This window comes from Parasedimentitalea marina, assembly GCF_004006175.1.
Lineage (GTDB): Bacteria > Pseudomonadota > Alphaproteobacteria > Rhodobacterales > Rhodobacteraceae > Parasedimentitalea > Parasedimentitalea marina.
In genome coordinates this window covers 1,244,944-1,268,531 of sequence record NZ_CP033219.1, presented here as the reverse complement: position 1 = coordinate 1,268,531, position 23,588 = coordinate 1,244,944, and the positions used below count along the sequence as shown (strand labels likewise).

Genomic DNA, 23,588 nt, shown 5'->3' with positions numbered 1-23,588 from the left:
CAGGTCGGCTCACCCCGATCCGCTTGCCCTGCTTTGATACAGAATACCTGTCTGACAGCGCCCAAAGCGCTCTGTCAGACTTAAGGGCGCCTTACAAAAGGTGCCGTTTCGCCCATGGCCTTGTTCGGCCGGGGACCCGTGTTTCAGTAAGACTGGTCTAGGGCGCGACCACCTGTCGCACCTAAAACTGAGTTAATGAAACAAAGAATTAGCTAATTGGCGCCGTGCTGCCTCCATCGCATCACCCGATCCAACAAAGTGCGTCTCGTTTGCACATCGGATTGCGTAATCGATAAGAGCCTCCATAGCCACTCGCTCGTTATCTTGCTCGCTCATTTTGTTATTCAGATCAGCCTCTTTTGGGCCAATTTTCGAGAAGAACATGGTATTCCTTCCGCCGTGCCTGTGAGTATTGTTTTTATTCGTACCCCATCCTGTGGCAAACCTGTGGATAAGATCAATCGAAAGAGAAAATTAACTTATGCATGATATAGATATATCACAGGTCAATGGGCGGATTTTGCGCATATTTCTGGCCGTCTATGATCAGCGTTCCGTCAGCAAGGCTGCACATCTGCTGGAAATCAACCAATCCACAGTCAGCCACAGCATTGAAAAACTCCGCGGCATCTTGGGTGATGGCCTGTTTGTTCAGGCTGGGCGTGGCATCATTCCCAGCGCACATGCGGAACTGATGGCCCCAAAAGTTCGTCGACTGCTGGCCGACATGGCAGCCCTGGTCGACTTGGGTGAATATGAACCACATGAGGACCCAGAGCCGTTTTCGATTGCATCCAACGGCAGCACGCTAGCCTGCGGGGTTTCCAGAATTCGGGATGCCATTTGGAAACACGTTCCAGACAAAACGGTGACCTTTCGCGAATTGGGCACTTCCTCAAACGCTGAAGTGCTGTTGGATAGCGGGCGTGCAAACATCGCTATTACGGTACGTCCCTCGAAATATCCGCAAGCGTTGAAACATCAACCGTTGTCCAGTGATCAGATGGTGGTGTTCTATGATCCATCGGCCATAGAGCCGGTGCGAACGATTACAGATTTTTGCAATGCCCGTCATGCCACTTTGGATTTTGGAGGCAGTGCGAAAAGTGAACTGGAAAAAACATTGGAAAAACAAGGGCTGACCCGAAAAGTTGCCTGCATGGCGCCAAATGCATGGTTACTGGCAGAGATGATCCGGGGGACCAATATGATCGCAACACTGCCGTCGCAAGTGGCGCAATCTGCCTTTTCTGGACTGCGGCATTGCCCCCTGCCCGTGACGCAATCAAAGCTGAACTTTGATCTGGTCTGGCACCGCCGCTATGATAATTCCGCCCGTTTGAAATGGTTGCGGGATATTGTGCAAGTCGCCATGACCCCGAAAAATCAAACCTCAACCGGCCCCAAGTAACCGCAGGGCGTTATCAGCTGTGCTCTTCTGCGGCTGTGGCGGCCAGCGCCCGGTTATAAGCCTTTAACGCATCGATGTGGTACAAAGCCCCCAGTATCTCGGGCGGGTCATCATGTAGTGCGACCACAGGCAAATAGGTGACCTCAGTCCTGTCAAAAATTGGCATCGCGGTCACCAATGTGGCAGCGTCAGGCAGAAAATGACCCTGCTCCACCAGCGCAGCACAGTCCCCAACCTCCGCGCAGCGTGGATCGTCCAGGGGTCGCATCACCGACCCGACACGGATCATCGCCAACAGGTAGGCCTGTGGGCCAGCCGCACAATGAATGCCTTTCCGTGTCAACTGGGTCAGGAAGAACGACCGGTTGACCATCCGCGAGGCCAGTGCCGTCGACATTGAGACAGCCACCATCACCGCAAGGCCAATTTGCCAGTCCCCCGTCAGCTCAAACACAATCAGTGTGGTCGAAATCGGGGCCCCCAGCACAGCAGCGGCCACGGCCCCCATCCCTGCGAAGGCATATAATGTATGGGTACCCGATACATCGGGCAGAATTGAGGTGGCAATCAAGCCAAAGGCCAATCCGGTCAACGCCCCAACCATCAGCGACGGGGAAAACACCCCCCCCCCCATACGTCCGCCCATCGTGATGGCCACCGCAGCGGTTTTGACGATGGTGAACAGGATCGCCTGGCCTAGTAGCAAACCACCGGTCAGCGCCAGCACCGTTGTCTCGTATCCGACACCGATAATATGTGGAAACCAGATCGCAATAAGCCCAAGCAACACGCCAGCGATCATTGGTCGCAACCACCTGGGCAGACCAAGCCGGTCCTGCAAATAGGTCCCAGCTGCATCAGCCCAAAAAACAGACCGCATCAAAATGACGGCCACCAGCCCGCAGATCATGCCAAGCAATAAGAAGGCCGGCAGTTCAACATAAAACTGCAGCGCACCGGGGGTCACCAGATTGAACTCCGTCACATCACCAAAAGCCAGTCGGTTGATCACCGTCCCCGCCACCGAGGCAATCACAATCGGCGCAAAAGCGTGAACCGCAAAGTGACGCAGCACCACTTCTAACGCGAACAACGCCCCAGCGATGGGCGCATTGAAACTGGCTGATACTGCAGCCGCCACTGCACAGCCGAGCAAATCCCGGCCGGTCAAGCCATCGGCGCTAATACGGTTGCTGACCCAGGTCGAGATCACTGCAGCCAAATGTACTACTGGCCCTTCCCGTCCCGTTGAGCCACCCGAACTGAGCGTCAGGAACGAAGCCAGCGCCGATGCCAGCCCGGCCCTTACCTCGACCCGCCCCTCTCGCAAGGCTGCGCCCTCGATCACGTCAGCAACTGACCGCACTCGCCCATCAGGTGTGAAATGGTGCAGGATCAAGCCAACAACCAAGCCCCCAACAGTGGGAATGAGCAAAACCCAGTACCATTCAAGGGACTGCACAAACGTGTGCAAAAACAGCACGTCCTCGGCCCCATAAAGCCAGGCCTGCAGGGCCGCAGTGCCCAGACGAAAGAATAAGGCGGCAAATCCTGCGGCGATCCCGATGACCAAGGCGATGAACCAGAACTGCACCTGACTGGGGCCTCGTTGGCGAATGACTTTCCATCCGTCACGCACCGCAGCCGCGGCCCGCGCCCATTGGGTCGACGTTTTTGTTCGGGTGCTGTCAGTCATCATTTGCCCCAAGTGTGGTCCCACCAGTATAGGTCTGGGGGAAACTACGAATAAGACCGTTAATATTGTCACCCGCTTTTGTGCAAATATCGAGGCATTAAAGACGTCTCATAGTGAAACCGATAATTCCAACCGTAACGGTGCAGGTTACCCAACCAGCAAGGATCGTGCCGCGGCCCGGGCCTCATCTGTGATCGTATCACCGGACACCATCCGGGCAATTTCAGTAATACGCGCGTCGCGATCCAATGGAACAACCGTCGACAAGGTGACCTCGTCCACAACCTGTTTTTGCACCCGCCAGTGATAGGCCCCCTGCGCGGCAACCTGCGGCGAATGGGTCACCACAAGAACTTGGCCACCCTCGGCCAAAGCCGACAGACGGCGACCAACCGCATCCGCAGTTGCGCCGCCGACACCGCGGTCAATCTCATCAAAAATCAGCGTTTGCCCACCGTCATCCCCATGCAGACAAACCTTGAGCGCCAATAAGAACCGGCTCAACTCGCCACCTGATGCAATCTTGTTCAACGGGCCCGCAGGTGCACCCGGGTTGGTCGCCACGGTAAACGCCACACCGTCTTGCCCCTCGGGGCCCGGTTCGGCGACATCAAACGTCGTTTCAAACACCGCCCGTTCCATTTTCAGTGGTGCCAGCTCAGCCATCACCGCCGCATCCAAGGCCGATGCATGTTTCTTGCGACTGGAACTCAGGGCTGTGCCAGCCTGACGATAGGCCGTTTCGGCAGCGGCCAGCGCGATCTCCTGCTCGGCCAGGTTCCGGTCACCCGCATCCAAGGCTGCCAGTTTGCTGCGCAGTGTTGCCGCGTAGGTGCCAAGTTCATCAGCAAGAACATCATGTTTACGCGCCAAAGCCCGGATCGCGAACAAACGTTCTTCGCATTCTTCCAGCTCCGACGGATTGAATTCCAGAGTGTCCAGCACACGGCCAACACCATCCTGCGCCTCGCCCAGTTCCAGCAGTGCACGACCCAAAGCTGCCAGTGGCGCATCCAGCTCGGCGGCGTCACTGCTGTCAGCCGTTTCAAGCCAGCGCAGCGCCTCGGTCATTGCGCCCTCAGCTCCGTCGGTCAACATTCCATGGGCCCGTGCCACATCGCCACGAATACGTTCAGCGCCCTGCATTTGCCGACGCCGTACATCCAGGTCCGCATCCTCGCCCGGCAGTGGGTTCAACTGGTCCAACTCAGCCACCGCGTGGCGCAGGAACTCTTCCTCGGCCCGAACCGCGTCAAGCGCCGCCTGCGTGACCTCGACAGCCTTGCGCGCACGCGCCATAGCAGTCCAGGCCTGCCGCACTGCGGCCATGAGTTGCCCGTGATCGGCGTATTCATCCAACATCGCCCTATGGCCACGTGGGTTCAGCAGACCCCGGTCATCATGCTGACCATGCAATTCGACCAACGTGCCCGACAGCGCCCGCAGCACCTCGCCAGAGCAGCGCCGGTCGTTGACCCAGGCCGTCTTGCGTCCTTCGGCAGTGTTGACACGACGCAGAATCAGCTCACCGTCTTCGCATGGTGGCAAACCGGCCTCGCTAATCACTGCATGGGCCGGATGGCCGTCGTGAAGATCAAATTCGGCAACAACTTCACCCTGCGCAGCACCACTGCGCACCAATTCAGCGCGGCCGCGCCAGCCCAGCACAAAGCCAAGCGAATCGAGAAGAATGGACTTGCCCGCACCGGTTTCGCCGGTCAGCACGTTCAAACCGGGTTGAAAGCTCAACTCGAGGTGGTCGATGATCAAAAGATCCCGAATATCAAGCGCGCGGAGCATCGCCGGACCCTAACCGCTGTGCAGGCCTTACAGCCATTGACCCTTGACCGACTGGCGGTAGATCTGGCTCAACCAGTTGTTGCCACGGTCTTTCATCTTCAAGCCATTGGCAGTCAACAGTTTGTAGCTGTCTTCATACCATTCCGTTGAGCGATAGTTGTGGCCCAGAATGGCGCCTGCAGTCTGCGCCTCAGCTGTCAGACCCAGCGATAGATAGGCCTCAACCAGACGATGCAGGGCTTCTGGAGTGTTGCTGGTGGTCTGGAAGTCCTCGACCACCACGCGGAACCGGTTGATCGCCGACGAATAATGGCCAAACCGCAGATAGTAGCGGCCGATTTCCATTTCCTTACCCGCCAGATGGTCGAAAGCCAGGTCGAATTTGAGAATCGCCGAATTTGCGTATTCACTGTCCGGATAGACCTCTATGACCGTGCGCAAAGCTTGCAGCGCCTGGAATGTCAAACCCTGGTCGCGTCCAACTTCGTCAATCTGATCATAGTAGCTAAGCGCCAACAGGTACTGCGCATAGGCGGCATCTTCATCAGTTGGGTAGAAATCAATGAACCGCTGCGCCGCGCCGCGACTGTTTTCATAGTCTTTGCCTTGATGAAAGGTAAAGGCCTGCATGATCAAGGCCTGTTGCGCCCAGGACGAATAGGGGTACAGCCGCTCAATCTCAGAGAAATAATAGGCTGCGTCTTTGGTGCGGTCGCGGGCCAGTTCAAACTCGCCCCGCTGAAAGATCTGCTCAGGCGTAAACGCTTCGAGGTTCACTGACCGGTCGCCCTCGCGGCCCGCGCCACAGCTGACCAAAACGGTCAGCAGAAGAACTGCGCCAATGCTTCTGGCCCCTGCTCTGATGCCGATCATGATAGTCAAACCTCACCGTCTTATCTTGCGGGTGTTTACCCCGGTTATGCAGGGTCTAGCACATTCATCTAACGTGCAAAACGCCTTTAATTCTATTTCGCATTCAATTGGCAGAGAAAGACGCGCGGGGTCAAGGGCCACCAGTGAAGCACAGGAAAGAAGTCACTGGCCAAATGACACAAAAATAGCCCGAACCATTAAGTCGGACCCTTTTGAAACCGCCAATTCATGTAATATTACTTCAGGCGACGCGCGCGATTTCGGCTGGAATTTCTGACCAAATCAAACCTTGGCCAGGCAACCTTGCAGTCATCACCGCATCACAAATCACAGCGCGCACCGCACCGGGCGTCGCAAACAATTCGCGCAGCAACGTGTTGGTCAATGCGTGTCCTGCACGCTCTCCGACATAATGTCCAATCAATGGTCCACCGATCAGCGCAAGATCACCCAGTGCATCCAGCATTTTGTGACGAACAGGTTCGTCGTTGTGACGAAGACCCGAACCACTTTCGACAGTCTCGCCATCGAACACCACAGCATTTTCACCAGGAACGCCACCCAGCGCTAAACCATTGGCCTGCATTGTTTCTACATCAGAGCGGCTACAGAAGGTGCGACTGTCGCAAAGCTCACGGGCAAAGGCACCGTTGCGCAGGTCCAGGGATTTGCTCTGACGACCAATGGCTTCGTCAGTGAAATCTATATGAAATTCAATCCGGGTGCGATCCGACGGCAGCAATGTCGCCTTGGCGCCATTGTGTTCAACCGTGACTGGCTTCAGCACCTCAAAGGCAACGACGGGCGACCCCAGGCGATGCAACCCCCGCGACATGATGGCACGAACGAAAGGAGCAGAGGATCCGTCAGCAATTGGCACTTCCGGGCCGTCCAGCTCAACCAAAGCATTGTGCACACCGCAGCCAGCCAAAGCCGCCATGATGTGTTCAACAGTAGAGACAGACACACCAGCGTCGTTGATCAGGCGGGTGCATAACGCTGTGCGCTCGACCATATCCCAGCGGGCTGGGATTACAGTATTGCCCAAAACAATATCGGTACGCTTAAAACTGATCCCATGCCCTGCCGGGGCGGGCTTCAGAACCATTTTGACAGGATGCCCTGAATGCAGGCCGACGCCTTCAAATGTCACCGATGTTTTCAGCGTATTTTGCACTCTTGGCCTCATAGCGTCATGTCCAGCCTCACGGGCTGTGTTGGGGCAGAGTTAAGCTGTTGGTCAAAAAGCCACAACTCAATCTTTGTAACCGATTGAAACATCACTGTAACAAATCGGCAGAACGCCGCTTAACACTTATTAAACCTTTGGACTAAAACGATAAAAGGGCCGCCAGTGGCGACCCTCCTTACTCGACATGTGACTGTTTTAGTTGGCCTGACGGCGCAAAAATGCAGGAATTTCGATGCGTTCTTGCTCAGGATTGACCTCTTGCTGTGCTGCAGGGGCCTGTTGTTGCACAGCTGGTTGCTGACGCTGAGTGCCCGCAGGTGTGTCACCAGCCTGCCCTGTCATCCGGTGGATCAGTGAGTTCAAACCAAACCCGGCACGTTGCTTTGTATCCTGCTGCTCAGCTTCTGGAGCTGCCGCCGCCGGAGAAACCCGCTGCGCCGCTGCTTGCAACCGCACGATCGCTTCGGGCGACGGAGTGCCAAGCGCTGGCGCCTTGGGGGCAACAAACGACTGGCTGCGATCCTCGGCAACATCTGCCTGCGGCTGGAACTCAGCCACTTTTGGCTGATAAGCCGGCATTGGAAGACCATCTTCAGCAACCTGCTCTGGCTCTTCGAAAATGTCTTCGGCCTGATCCTGGGCCGCAACCTGCTCAACATTCATGTCTTCAAACAACGAAGGCTCAGAGGTCGCAACTTCGGCAACCGCAGGAACGGCAACAGCGCCGTCCAGTTCCAGTGGCGCAGGGCGCAGATTTTCGGCTGAAACGGATTGCTTCAAAGGTGCCGACATTGGGCGACGTGGCACTGGCGAGTCATGGCGAACCTCGACAGCGTCGATACCCGTTGCCACAACCGAAACCCGCATCTTGCCTTCCATGGCAGTATCCAATGTGGAACCCACGATGATATTGGCCTCTGGGTCAACTTCTTCGCGGATGCGGTTCGCGGCTTCGTCCAGTTCAAACAAGGTCAGGTCATGCGCACCGGTGATGTTGATCAGAACACCTTTGGCGCCGCGCAGGCTGATTTCGTCCAGCAGTGGGTTGGCGATGGCCTTCTCGGCGGCCTCAACAGCGCGTGTTTCGCCCTCGGCTTCGCCGGTGCCCATCATCGCCTTGCCCATTTCGTCCATAACGGCGCGAACATCAGCAAAGTCGAGGTTGATCAGGCCAGGACGAACCATCAGGTCGGTCACGCCCTTAACACCTTGATACAGAACATCGTCTGCCATTGAGAAGGCTTCGGTAAATGTGGTTTTTTCATTCGCCAACCGGAACAGGTTCTGGTTGGGAATGATGATCAGCGTATCGACGACCTTTTGCAGGGCCTCAACGCCCTCTTCGGCCTGGCGCATCCGTTTGGCGCCTTCAAACTGGAACGGCTTGGTGACAACACCAACCGTCAGCACGCCCAATTCGCGGGCAGCCTGCGCGATGATCGGGGCTGCACCAGTACCGGTGCCGCCGCCCATACCAGCAGTGATAAAGCACATGTGTGCCCCCGCCAGATGATCAACGATTTGTTCAATGCTTTCTTCTGCAGCCGCGGATCCAACCGAGGGGCGCGCACCGGCGCCCAGACCTTCGGTGACTTTCACGCCCAGCTGCACGCGACTTTTCGAGGCACTTTGCTGCAGTGCCTGTGCGTCTGTATTGGCAACAACAAAGTCGACGCCATCCAGCTCTTTTTCAATCATATTATTGACAGCATTACCACCGGCACCACCAACGCCGAAAACGGTGATACGTGGCTTCAGCTCTTCCTGCCCGGGCATCGAAAGGTTCAGTGTCATGCTCAGTCCGCCTGTTTTACGCGCCTCATTCCGAGGCATTATTATTTCCTGTCCACCTTGACAGTACCAAGTAGGGGCAGATTCGTCACCAAGAAAAGCGCGTTTCCCTACAAAATATGGCAAAATTGGGACAACTATCTGCGGTATATCGCCGATAGGGGCATATTTGGGGGCATTCGAAAAAATGCACACAATTACGCCTTTAGCCCTTGCACACGCATGGGGCTTAAATCGCCTAATTCAGCTCTTTGCAAACCACTGCTCGGCCTGCACATTGCGCCACTTTGGGTGGCTGTTCACGGTATTATATCGCAAGCTGTAAAAACTGTCACCTGACAATCACCCATAGCCTGCGGGTCATTTCACTTCACTTTTCCTCCTACCAATTGTCACGGAACCAGCGCACCGCGCGGCGGATTGAGCCGCCCGACTGACGGTCACTGGGCATATCAAAATCCCACCATTCATCCTGCGGGTTTGCCGCAAAAAGACTTAGACCAACGGCGCTGGCAAATCCTGGGCCGGTGGCGGATTGCGGCAGGCCATGCACCCGAAGCGGGCGACCCAAACGCACCTGTTGCCCCAAAATGCGGCTGGCCAATCCGTCCAGGCCCATGATCTGGCTGGACCCGCCTGTCAGCACAATTTGCTGGCTGGGAAGCTGGTCGAAACCTGCCACATCCAAGCGCGCCCGCACCTCTTCTAGGATTTCTTCGACCCGAGGACGCATGATGCCAATCAATTCAGCCCGCGACACAGTGCGACGGTCATGTTCCCAGTCCCCCGTATCACCGCCGATGTCGATCATGTCCCGATCGTCCGCTCCGGTGGCATGCACGCCGCCACAAAAAGTCTTAATACGCTCAGCGCTTGAGGTTGGAACCCCCAAGCCCATCGAGATGTCACTGGTGACATGGTCGCCACCAATGCGCACCGCATCAGTATAAATCATGTGTTTTTTCATGAAGATAGACACCGAAGTCGAGCCGCCGCCCATATCAATACAGGCCGCACCCAATTCTTGTTCATCTTCAACCAGCGCCGAAATGCCCGAGGCATAAGCCGAGCTGGCAATGCCAGCCAGCTCCAGATCACAGCGTTTGATGCAACGCACCAGGTTCTGAACAGCCGCGGCGTCAACCGTCAACATATGCATATCAACGGCCAAGGACTGCCCCAATTGGCCGCGCGGGTCGTTCAGCCCGGACCGGTTGTCGAGTGCAAAGTTCACCGGTTGCGCATGCATAACCTCGCGACCCTGACCGTATTCCGGCACATCGCAGGCCGCCAACACGCGTGCAACCTCGTCTTCGGTGACCACCTGTCCCTGCAGATCCACCTGCGCATTCAAACCATAAGACCGGGGATTGGCCCCCGAGAAGCAGGCAATCACATGATCCACCCGGACCTCGGCCATTTTCTGCGCCGCCTGCACGGCCGTACGAATAGCGCGTTCCGTTTCCTGCATAGCGGTGATTTCGCCGAATTGTACGCCGCGCGACCGCGTGGTAGCGGCGCCAATCACCCGAAACCCGGATTGCCCAGCAAGCGAGCCAATGGAATTATCCTCGCTTAGCCGACCACTGCCATCGAAACGCAGAACAAGGCAGGCAATTTTGGAACTGCCTACATCCAGAATGGCGACAACGCCACGCTGCATGGATTGACGGCGCATCTGCCGCATAGCACGCTGGGATTGATAGAGATCTGTCATGCTGCTATCCGCCTCCGTTCATCTGTCTGATCCGCCACCATTCCTGCACCGCGGTCTCGCTCATCCGTACAGTGGCACGCGCCGATAATCTCATGTCTACAGCAGCAATATCGCGCTCTAGCAGGTCCCGAACTTCGCTGACCGCAATCACCCGTTCCAGTGCGGAAACCGGGCTTTCCGCCGGCAACATGATGCGCTGACCACGATCCAACACCACGTCCCAGCGCCGCTCGCCGATGCGCACCAATCCGCGCAGCCGCTGACCCAGAGGTCTGGCGGTAGAGAACAGCTTCAACGCTTCGACAACATGCGCGTCAGCGCCATCGCCAGCGATCAGGGGCAGGTCTGAATGCAAAGACCTGCGTCCCAGCTCGGCCACGTGGATACCGGCCTCATCCAACAGCGCCAGCCCTTGACGGCTGCGCCAGACCAACACCGGGTCGCGTTCGACCACGTCAATCTGCAACACACCACCGGAACGGATCCGCACGGCTGCGGACTTCACCGGATCCAGTTTCTCGATCACGTCACGGATCTGGTCCACGTCTATTTCAAAAGAGCTAACCGGAAACCGCAACGAGGCGACTTCGCGGATGTCATCGGCCAGGTCCGCGCCTGCCCCGTCGATGGCAATCAACTTAACCTGAAATTCTGGACGGTCGTGGATCGACTGGCGCAGGTCAGACACAAAGATGTTCAGGGCGTCGCGGCGCTGCTCATTTGCGAGATAGGCGCTGGCCAAAGCAAAGACCAGGCAGAACGGCACACCAATCCGCAACCCCAACCGAATGCCCGGTGTCAACATCCAGCGCTGCATCCGATACTTCAACCGCGATGGCGCCGGATCCTGTTTGAAAACGGTCTTTTTGCGACGCCAGGGGATCAACGATTGCATGACGCATCCTTTACCATCCAGGCGCAAAGCTCACCAAAGCTCATGCCGCCTTGACCGGCCTGCTCCGGGGTAAGCGAGGTAGGAGTCATGCCGGGCTGCGTGTTGGTTTCAAGCAGGATCAGGCCTGCGGCCCCCCGGCTTTCATCCCAGCGAAAATCTGTGCGGCTGACACCGCGACACCCCAGTGCCTGATGGGCGCGTTGCGCATAGTCCAGACAGAGGTCAAAAATCTCTTGAGGCAAGTCTGCAGGCACCACATGGGTTGAACCGCCAGGTTGATACTTGGCGTCATAATCGTACCAGCCGTCGGTTAGAATATCAGTAACTGTCAATGCGCCTGGATCGCCCTCACCATCACCGACCACAGTTGTGGTCAACTCACGACCCGGTGCAAAAGTCTCGACCATTACCTGTTCTGGCATATCGTCTGACAGCTGGGGCGGTGTGTTGGCGGCTTCGTTCACCAGGTAGACCCCAACGCTTGAGCCTTCGTTGTTAGGCTTGACCACATAGGGCGGTGTCATCACATGTGCGGCCATCACGCTGGCCTTGTCGTACAATCCGCTTTCGACCACCGGCAATCCAGCAGAGCGAAACACGTCCTTGCTGCGTTGTTTGTCCATCGCCAGCGCCGAGGCCAAAACGCCAGAGCTGGTATAGGGCAATCCCATCCACTCCAGCAGCCCCTGCACGCAGCCATCTTCGCCCCAACGTCCATGCAATGCGTTGAAGACGACATCAGGTTTGATGTCTTGTAAACGCGTGACGAGGTCCGGACCTGCATCCAGCTCAATCACTTCAAATCCCTCACCCCGAAGTGCGGCGGCGCATTCGCGCCCACTTGACAGAGAAACCTCGCGTTCAGCCGAGGGCCCACCCATCAATACCACTACTTTCGGGAGAGCCCCGCTCGACTTACCCACGTCAAATGCCTCAATGTACACAGGGCTTTGCGCCCCTTTGGTTATTAGAGCCATTGGTGGCCCTTTATTTGGTTCAGACGATTTTTCGCCTTTTTTATGTTGGGCGTTTCCGCCAGTGGATCAAAGAATCCACTCTGTCTTTGCTCTGTCCCTGCGCCTTTATATCAACACAAGTCTTACCGACTTATTAACGGCCGGTTTACTATGTTTACCTTAGTTTACACCACTCAGGGCCAATTCAGATCGCTATCGTCGCGCCAGTTCACCGTCGAAGTAATTGAAATAGTTCAGGTCTTCAGATCAGTCAGGCTGCGGCTCGCCGACCCGCATAATTTCCCACACTAACGTTAACCCGCTTGAGGCGTAAACCTTCTTTCTGACATCTTCCCCCAAACCTTCCAAATCTGCGGCAGTTGCGCCACCCCTGTTGATCAAAAAGTTAGAATGTTTCTCGCTCATTTGGGCTCCACCACGCATGGCGCCACGCATTCCGGCGTCGTCGATGACCTTCCAGGCTTTCAAATCGTGAACATCGTCGGCCTTACCTGTGGATGAGAATCCTGCTGGATTGCGAAAAGTCGATCCTGCGCTGCGATCCTTGGTGGGTTGCGTCCTGTCGCGCGTCTCTAGCTGTGCCGCCATCCGGGCGTGCAATTCAGCGGGCTCCCCTGCCCCAGCCCGTAGCCTGGCAGAGACCAGAACAGCGCCTTCGGGCAGCTCGCTCTGCCGATACTGAAAAGCCAAATCTGCGGCGGTGATCTCGCGGATTTCGCCTGCACGGGTCACCATGACGGCCGAGACAAACACATCGGCCAGATAACTGCCATAACAGCCTGCATTCATCCGAACTGCACCGCCAATTGATCCGGGAATGGTCCGCAGAAATGTCAGATCCAGACCCGCGTCGGCGGCCTTGCGCGCCACATGCGCGTCCAAAGCTGCAGCGCCGGCCACAACACAGTCGCCCTCGATTTCGATACTGTTAAACCCGCGACCCAGACGGATCACCACGGCCCGCAACCCTCCATCCCGAACGATTAAATTTGAGCCAACGCCCATGGGAAACACAGTCACGTCCGGGTCCAGCTGGGACAGGAACAGCGCCAGATCATCAGTATCTGCGGGTTGGAACAAATAGTCGGCAGGGCCACCAACGCGCAGCCAGGTCAAATCCGACAGAGGGCGATTGGCGGTTAGTCGTCCTCGGATACCGTCCATTTTCATACTGCTTGCCCCTTGCCGCGAATCTCAGTGGTTTTAGCCGTGATTTCAACTTTGAAACAATGGCCAGATCGATGTTTGGGTCTACTAATATCTCACGACGATCCGCGCGTGGACCTCCATCGCAGATGCAGAGACCCGGTAATTGCACCCAGAACCAACCCCGTCGCAAAAGGCAACACGGCGATCAATGCAAATATCGCCAGCGCCAAGCCATCCCATCCGTCAACAACCCCAACATACCACTGGATACCAGCGTACAGCCCCCCGGCAATCGCCAGAAAAATCAGGATCACCAGAAATCGGCGTCGCAGCGCCAATTGATGCGCAAAAACCAGCGAACTCACCCCAACCAACCATAAAACCAATGTTTCCATGATAAACGACTACCCTTTACCCAGCTGCCCCCGCAGCCATCGCCCCAAATAGATCACTGGCCAGCGCAGCACCGACATTCCTGCAAGGAGCACCGCCAGCCCCCACCAGGGGCCGTTCTCGTAAGTGACATATCCAAGCAGAGGAATACCCAATGCAATCAGTATATAAGCCCGCCGCCAATGATTGTCGCGGCTTGGGATGACCGCCAGAATATTGGCAGACAACGCCCATACAGCGGCCAGACTTAACGACAGTGTCATAGCTCGATACCCCTCCACTTGCGCCAGTAATAGAGCAGTGGTCTTCGAAACATTGACACAAAACCCGCAGTCCCGGCCAGAGCCAGACCCCATCCGTGTTCCATGCCCAGCATCGCAATAATCACCGGTGCGGCTGTCAGTAACAAAATACCCGGAGGAAACTGCCAGCGCATCGGTAAAAAGGCCACCGCGGTCGCCACCAAGACCCAGGTTGCGGCCAGAAAAATACTGTTCATAAGCGCACCTGTTAGGCGCCAAGCCGAACAGGCAGGCCATTGGCCCAGGCACTGATAGTACCTGCGCCGAGACAGACCACCATGTCGCCCGGTTGTGCCTGTTCGCGTACCAGTCGCTCCAGATCATCCTCGTCGATGAGCACCCGCGCATGACGGTGACCGTGGCGGATCAACCCGGCCACCAGATCGTCGCGACCTGCCCCTTCAATTGGTTCTTCGCCAGCAGCAAAGACCTCGGCAATGGCCACCACATCGGCCTCGTTGAAGCAGGCGCAGAAATCGTCGAACAGGCTGGAGAGCCGTGAATAGCGGTGGGGCTGGTGCACTGCGATCACCCGGCCCTCACAGGCCTGACGGGCGGCTTTCAGCACCGCCAGAATTTCCACCGGGTGGTGGCCATAGTCGTCAATTATGGTGACACCATTGACCTCGCCCACCTTGGTAAAGCGCCGGTTGACGCCGCCAAAATTGGCCAGTGCCTCGCGAATTTCATCACCGTCCATACCCAGATGCCGCGACACCGCAACAGCGGCCAGTGCGTTCGACACATTGTGGTCGCCGGGCATCGGCAAAGTACAGCCCTCGATCACCAAGTCCTCTGCTTGCAGGTGGATGTCAAAATGCGCCACACCCGCCTTGTAGGTCAGATTGCTGGCCCGCACATCGGCTTGCGCGTTAAAGCCATAGGTTACCACTCGGCGGTCGGTGATCCGGCCCACCAGCGCCTGAACCTCGGCATGATCGGTATTGCAGACGGCAACGCCATAGAATGGGATATTGCTGACAAAATCATAGAACCCATCGCGCAGGGTATCGAAATTGCCCCAGTGCTCCATATGCTCGGGGTCAATATTGGTGACCACGGCAATGGTTGCGGGCAGGCGATTAAAGGTGCCGTCGCTTTCATCTGCTTCGACCACCATCCATTCGCCCGCGCCAACACGCGCGTTACTGCCATAAGCGTGAATAATGCCACCGTTGACTACGGTGGGGTCAAAATTACCGGCCACCATCAGCTCAGCCATCATGGTGGTCGTGGTGGTCTTGCCGTGGGTCCCAGCAATGGCGATGTTGGACTTCAGCCGCATTAATTCTGCCAGCATCTCGGCGCGGCGCACCACCGGCAAGCCCTGACGGCGGGCCTCGTCCAGTTCCGGGTTGCCCGGTTTGATCGCCGAGGAAATCACCACCACAGCGGCGTCTTCCAGATTCTCAGCCTTCTGCCCCACAAAGACCCGCGCGCCCAATTCAGCCAGACGGTCCGTCAGCTTGGAGGCCTTTAGGTCCGAGCCCTGCACCACATAGCCCTGGTTCAACAGCACTTCGGCGATACCGGACATGCCAATGCCACCAATGCCAACAAAATGGATCGGGCCAACGTCACCGGGGAGCTTGGTTGTAGGGGTCATGATTTTTCCTTTTCAGCCAGTTGCTCGACCAGGGCCACCAAACGGTCGGTGGCATCGGGAACTCCGGCGCTAAGTGCTGCCATCGACATTTTCAGGGCTGCAGTGGGGTTGCTTAGAATGGCGGCGATTTGGGCAGACAATGTATCCACATCGAGCAGATTTTCAGGTATCAGCACCGCACCGCCTGCCTCGACCAGTCCCCGCGCATTGGCACTTTGGTGGTCGCCTGCGGCAGCAGCGAACGGAACCAGGACCGAGGGCCGCCCAATAACCGAGATATCCGCAATCGAAGAGGCCCCAGAACGGGAAATCACCAATTGTGTCTCACTCATTAGGGCTGGTACATCTTGGAAAAAGGGCTGTACATCGGCATTGATGCCATGCTCGGCATAAAACGCCTTCACCCTTGCACCGTCTTCATCCCGCGCCTGATGCGACACCCGCAAGTGTTGGCGGATCTCTGCAGGCAAGGCCGCAATGGCACCGGGCACGATATCACTTAGGATACGCGCACCCTGACTGCCGCCCATCACCAAGATCGACATCGGATAGTCGCCAGGCGCAATATAGGCGGCTCCGGCCCGTTCCAGCACTGCGTTGCGCACAGGGTTACCGACGTGCTCGGCCAGAACGCCGTCAGGCAAGTCCGTCGGCCAGACGCCACAGGCCACACCCGCTACGCGTTTGGCAAACAACTGGTTGACCCGCCCCAGCACACCGTTTTGTTCATGGATCATCCGTGGCAGCCCCAAAAGCGTCGCCGCGCCCAAAGCGGGGATCGACGGATAGCCGCCAAAGCCCACCACAACATCGGGCCGCTCACGCCGCATCTGTCGCGCCATGCTCAGCACGCCACCCAGGATTTTCGGCGCCACCATGGCCTTGGCCAGCAGCCCACCACGGGCAAACGTGGCCGAGGACACCTCGGTTATTTCGGTCGAATGTGGAAAGCCGCCAGTATATCGCGCGCCGCGCGCATCAGTTGACAGCTTCACCCGCCAGCCGCGTTTCAACATATCCTCGGCCAGCGCCTGCGCCGGGAACATATGCCCCCCCGTACCGCCAGCCGCCATCAATAGCAGTTTCTGAGCCATCTGCCCCTGTAATCCTTACTGTAATCTATATCGTCAGCCGCGTTCATGTCCGCGCAACAGATCTGCAATACCACCTTGGGGCCGCGAGCGGGTAAAGGCCAGCAACATGCCAACCGCGATACCGCCGGCGATCAGCGACGAGCCACCATAACTGACAAACGGCAGCGTCATACCCTTGGCTGGCAGCAACCGTACGGCGACACCCATGTTAATCATAGCCTGAACGCCGAACATGCAAACCAGCCCGGTCCCCGCCAATCGAATAAACGTATCCCGTTCGCGCATCAGCCGAAACAGCGAGCGCACGACGATTGTGGCATATAGGGTGATCAGGATCAGCACCAGCACCAGCCCGTATTCCTCGGCGGCGACGGCAACAATGAAATCAGTATGGGCATCCGGCAGCGACCATTTCACCTGGCCTTCACCAACGCCAACGCCAAACAGGCCGCCCTCGCGGATCGCGTCCGCCGCATAACCCAGTTGCGTTGTCGGATCGACATCCGGGTTCAGAAACCCATCAATACGCCGGGCAAAATGTTCAGAGTTGGAATAGGCAAACATACCGCCCAACACCACAATCGCCGCCATGCCGACCAGCAACACAATCGGCGCTCCAGCGACAAAATACATAACCCCCCAGCCGAACAGCACCAGACTGGCCTGACCAAAATCAGGCTGCATTGCCAGCATCAGTACCACCGTCACGCAGAGGCCAAACGACCACAGCTTGCCCGGAGGACCGTTGATATGTTGGCTTGAGGCAATCATCCAGGCCGCCACCACCACAAAACCCGGTTTCAAAAATTCAGAAGGCTGCAACGATGCAAAGCCAAGACTGTACCACCGCACAGCGCCCTTGCCAAAGTCAGTGCCAAACACCGGCAACATCGCCAGCGCCACAAAAGCACAGGCAAATCCGATCACCGCCAGTCGGCGCACCAGCGTCGGTGTCATCATCGATGTCATCACCATGGCCACCAACGCCGTGCAGCCAAACACCGCTTGTCGCTGCACATAGTGAAAATTGTCAAACCCGTTGCGCGCCGCCAGCGGCACCGAGGCCGCAAGGCCCAGCAACAGACCAACTATGAACAGACCCAGGATACAGGACAATGTCCACTTATCCACTGTCCGCCACCACTTCGGGAGGATTGGTTCACCGACCTGCGTGGGAACCGCGCCATAGACCATTTCAGTCATGGAAATACCGCCAATCTCTGCCTCAATTTCGCCCCGTTATCGGGGTCTGTGGGACTGCCATACCCTGAATCTCCGATTCAAACCAGCCTCTTCCGCTTGCCTTTGGCGGTAATCCGCGCCATGGGCTGGCAATGTTGTATCAAACCCTCATTCTTGGTGCCGGCGCGGCTGGCATGATGTGCGCCCGTTTTGCAGGTCCCGGCACGCTGGTGATCGACCACGCCCGCGCTCCCGGCGAGAAAATCCGCATCTCGGGCGGCGGCCGCTGCAATTTCACCAATATGTATGCCGAGGCTAAGAACTTCATCTCGGCCAACCCGCATTTCTGCAAGTCGGCGCTGGCGCGGTTCAGCCAATGGGACTTTGTCGCCCTGATGGATCAGCACGGAATTGCCTGGCACGAGAAAACCCTGGGGCAGCTGTTCTGTGATGGGTCCGCCAAACAGGTGGTCGCAATGCTGGTGCAAGAGCTTCAGAACGCCGGGGCGGAACTCTGGCTCGAGACCTCGGTCACCTCAGTCTCCCGCGTTGAGCAGGGGTTTTCTGTCACAATGGCGCGCGCAGGCAAGACCCAGGTCCTGACCTGCCGCAATCTGGTGCTGGCCACCGGCGGCAAATCCATCCCCAAAATGGGCGCCACCGGCCTCGCCTATGACATCGCCCGCCAATTCAACCTGCCACTCACCGAGACCCGCCCTGGCTTGGTGCCCTTCACCTTCTCGGACGATCGCTTCAAACCCCTGGCCGGCGTTGCCCTGCCCGCACGCCTGTCCAATGCCCGCACGACGTTCGACGAGGCGCTGCTGTTCACCCATCGCGGCCTCTCGGGCCCCTCCGTGCTGCAACTGTCCTCTTACTGGCACGAAGGTGAGGTGATCACAGTCAACCTGATCCCCGAATTGCCCCTGTACGATCTGCTGCGCGACCAGCGCCAGGCCGAGGGCCGCCGAGACCTGACAACCGAACTCGCCCGCCTGCTGCCCACACGGCTGGCGGATTACCTGTCAACCGACCTGCGCCTCAAAGGTCGGCTTGCCGACCAGTCCGACGCCGCATTGCAGGACCTGTGTGCACAAGTGTCCAACTGGCAGCTCACCCCCTCCGGAACCGAAGGCTACCGCACAGCCGAGGTCACTTTGGGCGGTCTTGACACCGATGCGCTATCGTCGAAAACGATGGAGTCTAAATCCGTTCCCGGTCTCTACGCCATCGGCGAATGCGTCGACGTCACCGGTTGGTTGGGCGGTTTCAACTTCCAATGGGCCTGGTCATCGGGCCACGCGGCCGGCCGCGCCATCGCCGCCGCCAACCGCTAGCTGATCTGCTTCGGAGCCGCCCTCGCCTGAGCACAAACAGCCCGCGACGGACACCGGGATCATGCCAAATCGCCGAGGGGCCCCGCCCCGGCGGGGATACGGTTATTTGACTTGAGCCTGGGGGCGGGCGCGGGCAGGCATGGGATCAAGCGAGGGTGGTTCAGGGGCAGTATCTGCTTTGGTGAGCCCGAGCCCCTTTTATCTTTTACTTTTTCCTCTTACCCCAAAACACACCCTAGCCCAGACGCTCCGTCACCTCGGCAATGAAATCATCGCCCCGTGTCTCAAAACTGTCATACTGATCAAAACTTGCCGCCGCCGGGGCCAACAGCACCACTTCGCCGGGCTGCGCATCGGCCATAGCGCGCTCAACAGCAACCGCCATCGTGCCACAGATTTCGGTTTCAACATCCAGTTGCACGGCAAAATGCGCCGCCTCGCGACCAATCACATAGGCCTTTTGCACCGATCCAGTGGCGCCCTTCAGCGCATCCAGACCGCCGTCTTTTTCCAAGCCACCACAGATCCAGCGCACCTTCTTAAAAGCACTCAGCGCTTTAACCGCACTGTCCACATTGGTGGCCTTGCTGTCATTCACATAGCGAACCCCACCTGCATCCGCGACCGGCTGACTGCGATGGGGCAAACCGGGGTAGGTTTCCAGCGCACCTTCAATCATCCGAGGCGCCAGCCCCAATGTGCGCGCTGCCGCATAGGCCGCACAGGCATTCTGATGATTATGCGCCCCGGGCAGTCCCGTCATCTCACGCAGATCAATTGACCCTGCCTGCCTGCCTTTACGGTACTCCGACAAGAACCCTTTGCGGGCAAAGACATTCCAGCCGACACCACCCAGTTTACGGCCTGACGACACCCGGATTACCCGGTCATCTGAAGCCCCCATGGACATCTGCCCGGCCAAAAACACCCCCTCTTCCTCGTCCACGCCAATGACGGCGCGGTCCGGCCCTCCTTCGGCGAACAACCGGCGTTTGGCCGCGAAATAGCCTCCCAGACCGGCATGACGATCCAGATGATCTGCTGACAGATTGGTGAACACTGCCACATCCGGTGTCAGCGAACGGGCCAGTTCAGTCTGGTACGAGCTCAGCTCAAGCACCACAACGCCACCCTCGCCGGGCGGATCAATATCCAGCACACCGCGGCCGATATTGCCCGCCATCTGCACCTCTTTGCCGGCACTTTCCAGGATATGATGCAATAGCGCCACCGTGGTGGATTTGCCGTTTGATCCCGTTACTGCCACCACCCGTGGTGCGCGCTCAAAATTATCCCATTCGGGCGTTGCTAAAGATCGGAAAAACAGGCCGATATCATTGTCCACTGGCACGCCCGCATCCAATGCAGCGCGCACCGCCGGATTGGGTTTGGGGTACAGGTGCGCAATTCCAGGTGATACGATCAGTGTGGCGATGTCATCGAACGCCCCCTGTTTGTGCAAGTCCCGACAGGCAAAGCCTTCGGCTTCAGCGGCCTCCCGCGCGGCTGGGTTGTCATCCCAACAGACCGGAATTGCCGCACCCGCCCGCAAAGCCCGCGCCGCCGCAAGGCCGGATCGCCCCAACCCCAGAACGGCCACATTGGCCCCTGAAAATCCTTGTACCGGGATCATCGCTGCGCCCTTTCTTTGCTAGTCAAATTCACCGCACCCTGCACCGCAGATCGGGGAAATTGCAAGCGGGCTAGTTCGGGCGCGTAGTGTGCTCAGCGTCGAGACTCTCATGGGTTACGTCGGCCACTTTCGTTGCCATTCCACGAACACGTTCAAACACTGCCTGTGCCTCGCGGTGAAGCGGTTCAGTCTCGGATGACCGCCCTGATTGATGCAGCACCCGTGCCTGGTTTTTCAGGTCGATGTCAAAATCAGGATATGCGGCCCCCAGTGCCTTACGTCCGATTTTCAGCACTTCGTGATACAGTGGCTTGGCCTCACCGGGTCGTCCCGCCGACTCTAGCAATCCGGCAAGCTTATTTAACTGGGCAACATAATCAGGGTGCTCTGTGCCGCGCGTTTTACCGATCACAACCAGCGCCTCTCTGTATAACGGTTCCGCCTCATCGTAGCGGCGTGTCGTCTGCAACAGGTCGGCTAAGTTGTTCAGCTGAGAGCTGTAGTCAGACGAATTTGTATCCTGCATCTTTCGGGAGGCCTCCACCGCCGCGCGACACAGCGGTTCGGCCGCATCATAGACGCCCAATTTTGCCAACACTTTCCCATGAAGCGCCACGATACCGGGGAAATGCCCGGATCCCTTTTCTGTCAGCGCGACAGATCTGCGGGCGACGATTTCTGCCAGCTGATAATGTCCCCTGTCAAATAACTCAACGGAAAGACGTTTCAGGTCGACATCATAGGTTTGATCCCAATCCAGCACTTCAATTGGATGACCAAGGTCGATATCCTGGGCCCTTTGCAATGTGAATTTTTCCAACGCCACAAGTCGTCCAGATCCAGGGCACGCTGCCAAGCCAAGTCTTGCATAGCGATTGGCGTTATATGCTGCATCTTTTCCATCCGACTCGCTATCCAGAATGCGCTGTTCTGCAAGGATCTCAGCTGCCCGGCCAAGAGCAATTGCATGAGCTTCAATATAGGTCCCGGCTGCGGTGTCCTGCCCGCGATAGTCTGCCCTGGACGTCAGGTCGGCAATGGTGTCCAGAAACCGCTCCGGGTCAACAGCATTTAGCCGGGCCGCCTGCTGCACATTTGTCATGCGCAAAGCGTCGCGTTCTTGTTCAATGTCGGCTACTTTTGTCACCGTTCTATTTCTGTGAACCAAGAGGATGGCGGTCGTCGACACTCCGGCTACGGCCACCAGAAAGACGGCGATATCAAATAGACCGCCCCAATTTTCAATCAAATCGTTCATAATGAAACCCTCAATTCAGTTGCGTCCCACTCTAGCAGGTCGCGGAGAAGTTGAAAGGTTTCATTTGCTACTTAAAGCAGAGCCGGCCTTGACCGAGCAGAAGCGCAATATTGTGGCTTTGCCGAAGGCCGACTTTTGGATTGGCCAATTGCTCTGGCCCAGCAGTGCCGGGCCAAAGAGGACGTTGTTAGCGTACTTTTAGGGTTGCCAGGCCGATCATCGCCAGGATCAGCGAGATGATCCAGAACCGGATCACAATTGTGGGCTCAGCCCAGCCCTTTTTCTCGTAATGATGGTGGATCGGGGCCATCAAGAACACCCGCTTGCCGGTGCGTTTGTAATACAGCACCTGAATAATCACGCTCAGCGCCTCGACCACGAATAACCCGCCGACAATGGCCAGAACCAGTTCATGTTTGATGACCAGAGCGATGGCGCCCAATGCACCGCCCAGAGCCAGCGAGCCGGTATCGCCCATAAAAACAGCCGCTGGTGGGGCATTGTACCACAAAAAGCCAAGGCCTCCGCCGAACAACGCTGCAGTAAAGATCAAGATTTCGCCGGTGCCGGGCACGTAATGCACGTCAAGGTATTCAGTAAAGTCGACCCGTCCCACCGCATAGGCGATGATACCCAGCGTTGTCGCGGCGATCATCACTGGCATGATGGCCAGCCCGTCCAGCCCGTCGGTCAGGTTCACTGCATTGGCCGTACCAACCACGACGCAGATGGAAAATGGCACATAAAAATAGCCCAAATTGATCAAGGTGTCTTTGAACACCGGCAGCGCCAGTTGATTTTGCAGGGCATCAGGGTGATTGGCCGAAGCCCAAAGCGCCGCGATTATTGCAATCAAAATCCCTAGTAACAGCCGCACTTTACCCGGCACGCCAGCAGTATTTTGCTTAGACACTTTGGCGTAATCATCCGCAAACCCGATCAGCCCAAAGGACAGAGTGACAAAAAGCACCAACCAAACAAAGGAGTTATCCCAACGCGCCCAGACCAAAGTGGAAAACAACAGCGCCCCAACAATCAGCAGTCCCCCCATGGTTGGGGTACCGGCCTTGACGAAATGGCCTTCGGGGCCGTCATCGCGGATTGGCTGGCCCTTACCTTGCTTTTTGCGCAGCACGTTGATCAGAGGCTTGCCAAAGACAAACCCAAAGATCAGCGCCGTCAAAAATGCGCCGCCTGCGCGGAAGGTGATATAGCGAAACAGGTTAAAGAAATCGCCGCCGTCCGATAGCTCGGTGAGCCAATAGAGCATGTAAAGGGGTCC

The 23,588-nt window shown here is 57.4% G+C and carries 20 protein-coding genes; 2 read left to right on the top strand and 18 right to left on the bottom strand.

The genetic code is table 11. The annotated features are described in order from the left end of the window. The first annotated feature begins 481 nt into the window (after window positions 1-481). Complete coding sequence (locus EBB79_RS06165) at window positions 482-1,411, top strand: LysR family transcriptional regulator (RefSeq protein WP_127748087.1); 930 nt, start codon at window positions 482-484, stop codon at window positions 1,409-1,411. Window positions 1,412-1,424: 13 nt separating this feature from the next. Here EBB79_RS06165 and EBB79_RS06160 read toward each other — a convergent pair whose 3' ends face one another. The 15 genes from EBB79_RS06160 to ftsW form a co-directional block, all read right to left on the bottom strand. Next, the gene (locus tag EBB79_RS06160; protein WP_127748086.1) at window positions 1,425-3,107 is read right to left on the bottom strand and encodes a chloride channel protein; all 1,683 of its coding nucleotides are present in this window, start codon (window positions 3,105-3,107) and stop codon (window positions 1,425-1,427) included. A gap of 147 nt (window positions 3,108-3,254) precedes the next feature. After that, window positions 3,255-4,907 carry a DNA repair protein RecN gene (gene recN / locus EBB79_RS06155; protein ID WP_127748085.1) on the bottom strand — a complete coding sequence of 551 codons (1,653 nt, stop codon included), beginning with the start codon at window positions 4,905-4,907 and terminating at the stop codon, window positions 3,255-3,257. Between the two features lie 27 nt (window positions 4,908-4,934). Then, window positions 4,935-5,780, bottom strand: a complete 846-nt coding sequence (locus tag EBB79_RS06150) for an outer membrane protein assembly factor BamD (protein WP_127748084.1) — start codon at window positions 5,778-5,780, stop codon at window positions 4,935-4,937. Between the two features lie 241 nt (window positions 5,781-6,021). Continuing rightward, window positions 6,022-6,969 (bottom strand): UDP-3-O-acyl-N-acetylglucosamine deacetylase, encoded by a 948-nt coding sequence (lpxC, locus tag EBB79_RS06145; RefSeq protein ID WP_127748083.1) that lies wholly within the window; start codon window positions 6,967-6,969, stop codon window positions 6,022-6,024. A gap of 198 nt (window positions 6,970-7,167) precedes the next feature. Beyond that, the gene (gene ftsZ / locus EBB79_RS06140; RefSeq protein WP_127748082.1) at window positions 7,168-8,766 is read right to left on the bottom strand and encodes a cell division protein FtsZ; all 1,599 of its coding nucleotides are present in this window, start codon (window positions 8,764-8,766) and stop codon (window positions 7,168-7,170) included. Window positions 8,767-9,145: 379 nt separating this feature from the next. Next, window positions 9,146-10,480 (bottom strand): cell division protein FtsA, encoded by a 1,335-nt coding sequence (gene ftsA / locus EBB79_RS06135; protein WP_127748081.1) that lies wholly within the window; start codon window positions 10,478-10,480, stop codon window positions 9,146-9,148. Window positions 10,481-10,484: 4 nt separating this feature from the next. Next, the gene (locus tag EBB79_RS06130) at window positions 10,485-11,375 is read right to left on the bottom strand and encodes a cell division protein FtsQ/DivIB (RefSeq protein ID WP_127748080.1); all 891 of its coding nucleotides are present in this window, start codon (window positions 11,373-11,375) and stop codon (window positions 10,485-10,487) included. Continuing rightward, complete coding sequence (locus EBB79_RS06125; protein ID WP_127750899.1) at window positions 11,363-12,298, bottom strand: D-alanine--D-alanine ligase; 936 nt, start codon at window positions 12,296-12,298, stop codon at window positions 11,363-11,365. Before EBB79_RS06125 ends, EBB79_RS06130 begins: the two co-directional genes overlap by 13 nt. 300 nt (window positions 12,299-12,598) lie before the next feature. Next, a complete protein-coding gene (murB, locus tag EBB79_RS06120; protein WP_127748079.1) occupies window positions 12,599-13,522 on the bottom strand; it encodes a UDP-N-acetylmuramate dehydrogenase in 924 nt (307 codons plus the stop codon). 92 nt (window positions 13,523-13,614) lie between these two features. Continuing rightward, a complete protein-coding gene (locus tag EBB79_RS06115; RefSeq protein ID WP_127748078.1) occupies window positions 13,615-13,896 on the bottom strand; it encodes a hypothetical protein in 282 nt (93 codons plus the stop codon). A 9-nt stretch (window positions 13,897-13,905) separates the two neighbouring features. After that, window positions 13,906-14,157, bottom strand: a complete 252-nt coding sequence (locus tag EBB79_RS06110; RefSeq protein ID WP_127748077.1) for a DUF2484 family protein — start codon at window positions 14,155-14,157, stop codon at window positions 13,906-13,908. Further along, window positions 14,154-14,393 carry a DUF2484 family protein gene (locus tag EBB79_RS06105; RefSeq protein WP_127748076.1) on the bottom strand — a complete coding sequence of 80 codons (240 nt, stop codon included), beginning with the start codon at window positions 14,391-14,393 and terminating at the stop codon, window positions 14,154-14,156. Before EBB79_RS06105 ends, EBB79_RS06110 begins: the two co-directional genes overlap by 4 nt. A gap of 11 nt (window positions 14,394-14,404) precedes the next feature. After that, window positions 14,405-15,802, bottom strand: a complete 1,398-nt coding sequence (gene murC, locus EBB79_RS06100; RefSeq protein ID WP_127748075.1) for a UDP-N-acetylmuramate--L-alanine ligase — start codon at window positions 15,800-15,802, stop codon at window positions 14,405-14,407. After that, window positions 15,799-16,896 (bottom strand): UDP-N-acetylglucosamine--N-acetylmuramyl-(pentapeptide) pyrophosphoryl-undecaprenol N-acetylglucosamine transferase, encoded by a 1,098-nt coding sequence (locus EBB79_RS06095; protein WP_127748074.1) that lies wholly within the window; start codon window positions 16,894-16,896, stop codon window positions 15,799-15,801. The genes murC and EBB79_RS06095 overlap by 4 nt, the downstream gene beginning before the upstream one ends. A gap of 33 nt (window positions 16,897-16,929) precedes the next feature. Beyond that, entirely contained in the window at window positions 16,930-18,099 is a 1,170-nt protein-coding gene (gene ftsW / locus EBB79_RS06090) for a putative lipid II flippase FtsW (RefSeq protein WP_127748073.1), read from the bottom strand. Between the two features lie 131 nt (window positions 18,100-18,230). Between ftsW and EBB79_RS06085 the strand changes: the two genes are divergently transcribed. Beyond that, on the top strand, window positions 18,231-19,415 hold the full coding sequence (locus tag EBB79_RS06085) for a BaiN/RdsA family NAD(P)/FAD-dependent oxidoreductase (RefSeq protein ID WP_127748072.1): 1,185 nt from the start codon (window positions 18,231-18,233) through the stop codon (window positions 19,413-19,415). A gap of 235 nt (window positions 19,416-19,650) precedes the next feature. Here the strand turns inward: EBB79_RS06085 and murD are convergent, their stop codons facing one another. The 3 genes from murD to mraY all read right to left on the bottom strand — a co-directional run bounded on the left by murD (window position 19,651) and on the right by mraY (window position 23,576). Further along, window positions 19,651-21,048, bottom strand: a complete 1,398-nt coding sequence (gene murD / locus EBB79_RS06080; protein WP_127748071.1) for a UDP-N-acetylmuramoyl-L-alanine--D-glutamate ligase — start codon at window positions 21,046-21,048, stop codon at window positions 19,651-19,653. A 70-nt stretch (window positions 21,049-21,118) separates the two neighbouring features. After that, complete coding sequence (locus tag EBB79_RS06075; RefSeq protein ID WP_127748070.1) at window positions 21,119-22,306, bottom strand: tetratricopeptide repeat protein; 1,188 nt, start codon at window positions 22,304-22,306, stop codon at window positions 21,119-21,121. Window positions 22,307-22,493: 187 nt separating this feature from the next. Then, the gene (gene mraY, locus EBB79_RS06070; RefSeq protein WP_127748069.1) at window positions 22,494-23,576 is read right to left on the bottom strand and encodes a phospho-N-acetylmuramoyl-pentapeptide-transferase; all 1,083 of its coding nucleotides are present in this window, start codon (window positions 23,574-23,576) and stop codon (window positions 22,494-22,496) included. Window positions 23,577-23,588 lie beyond the last annotated feature (12 nt).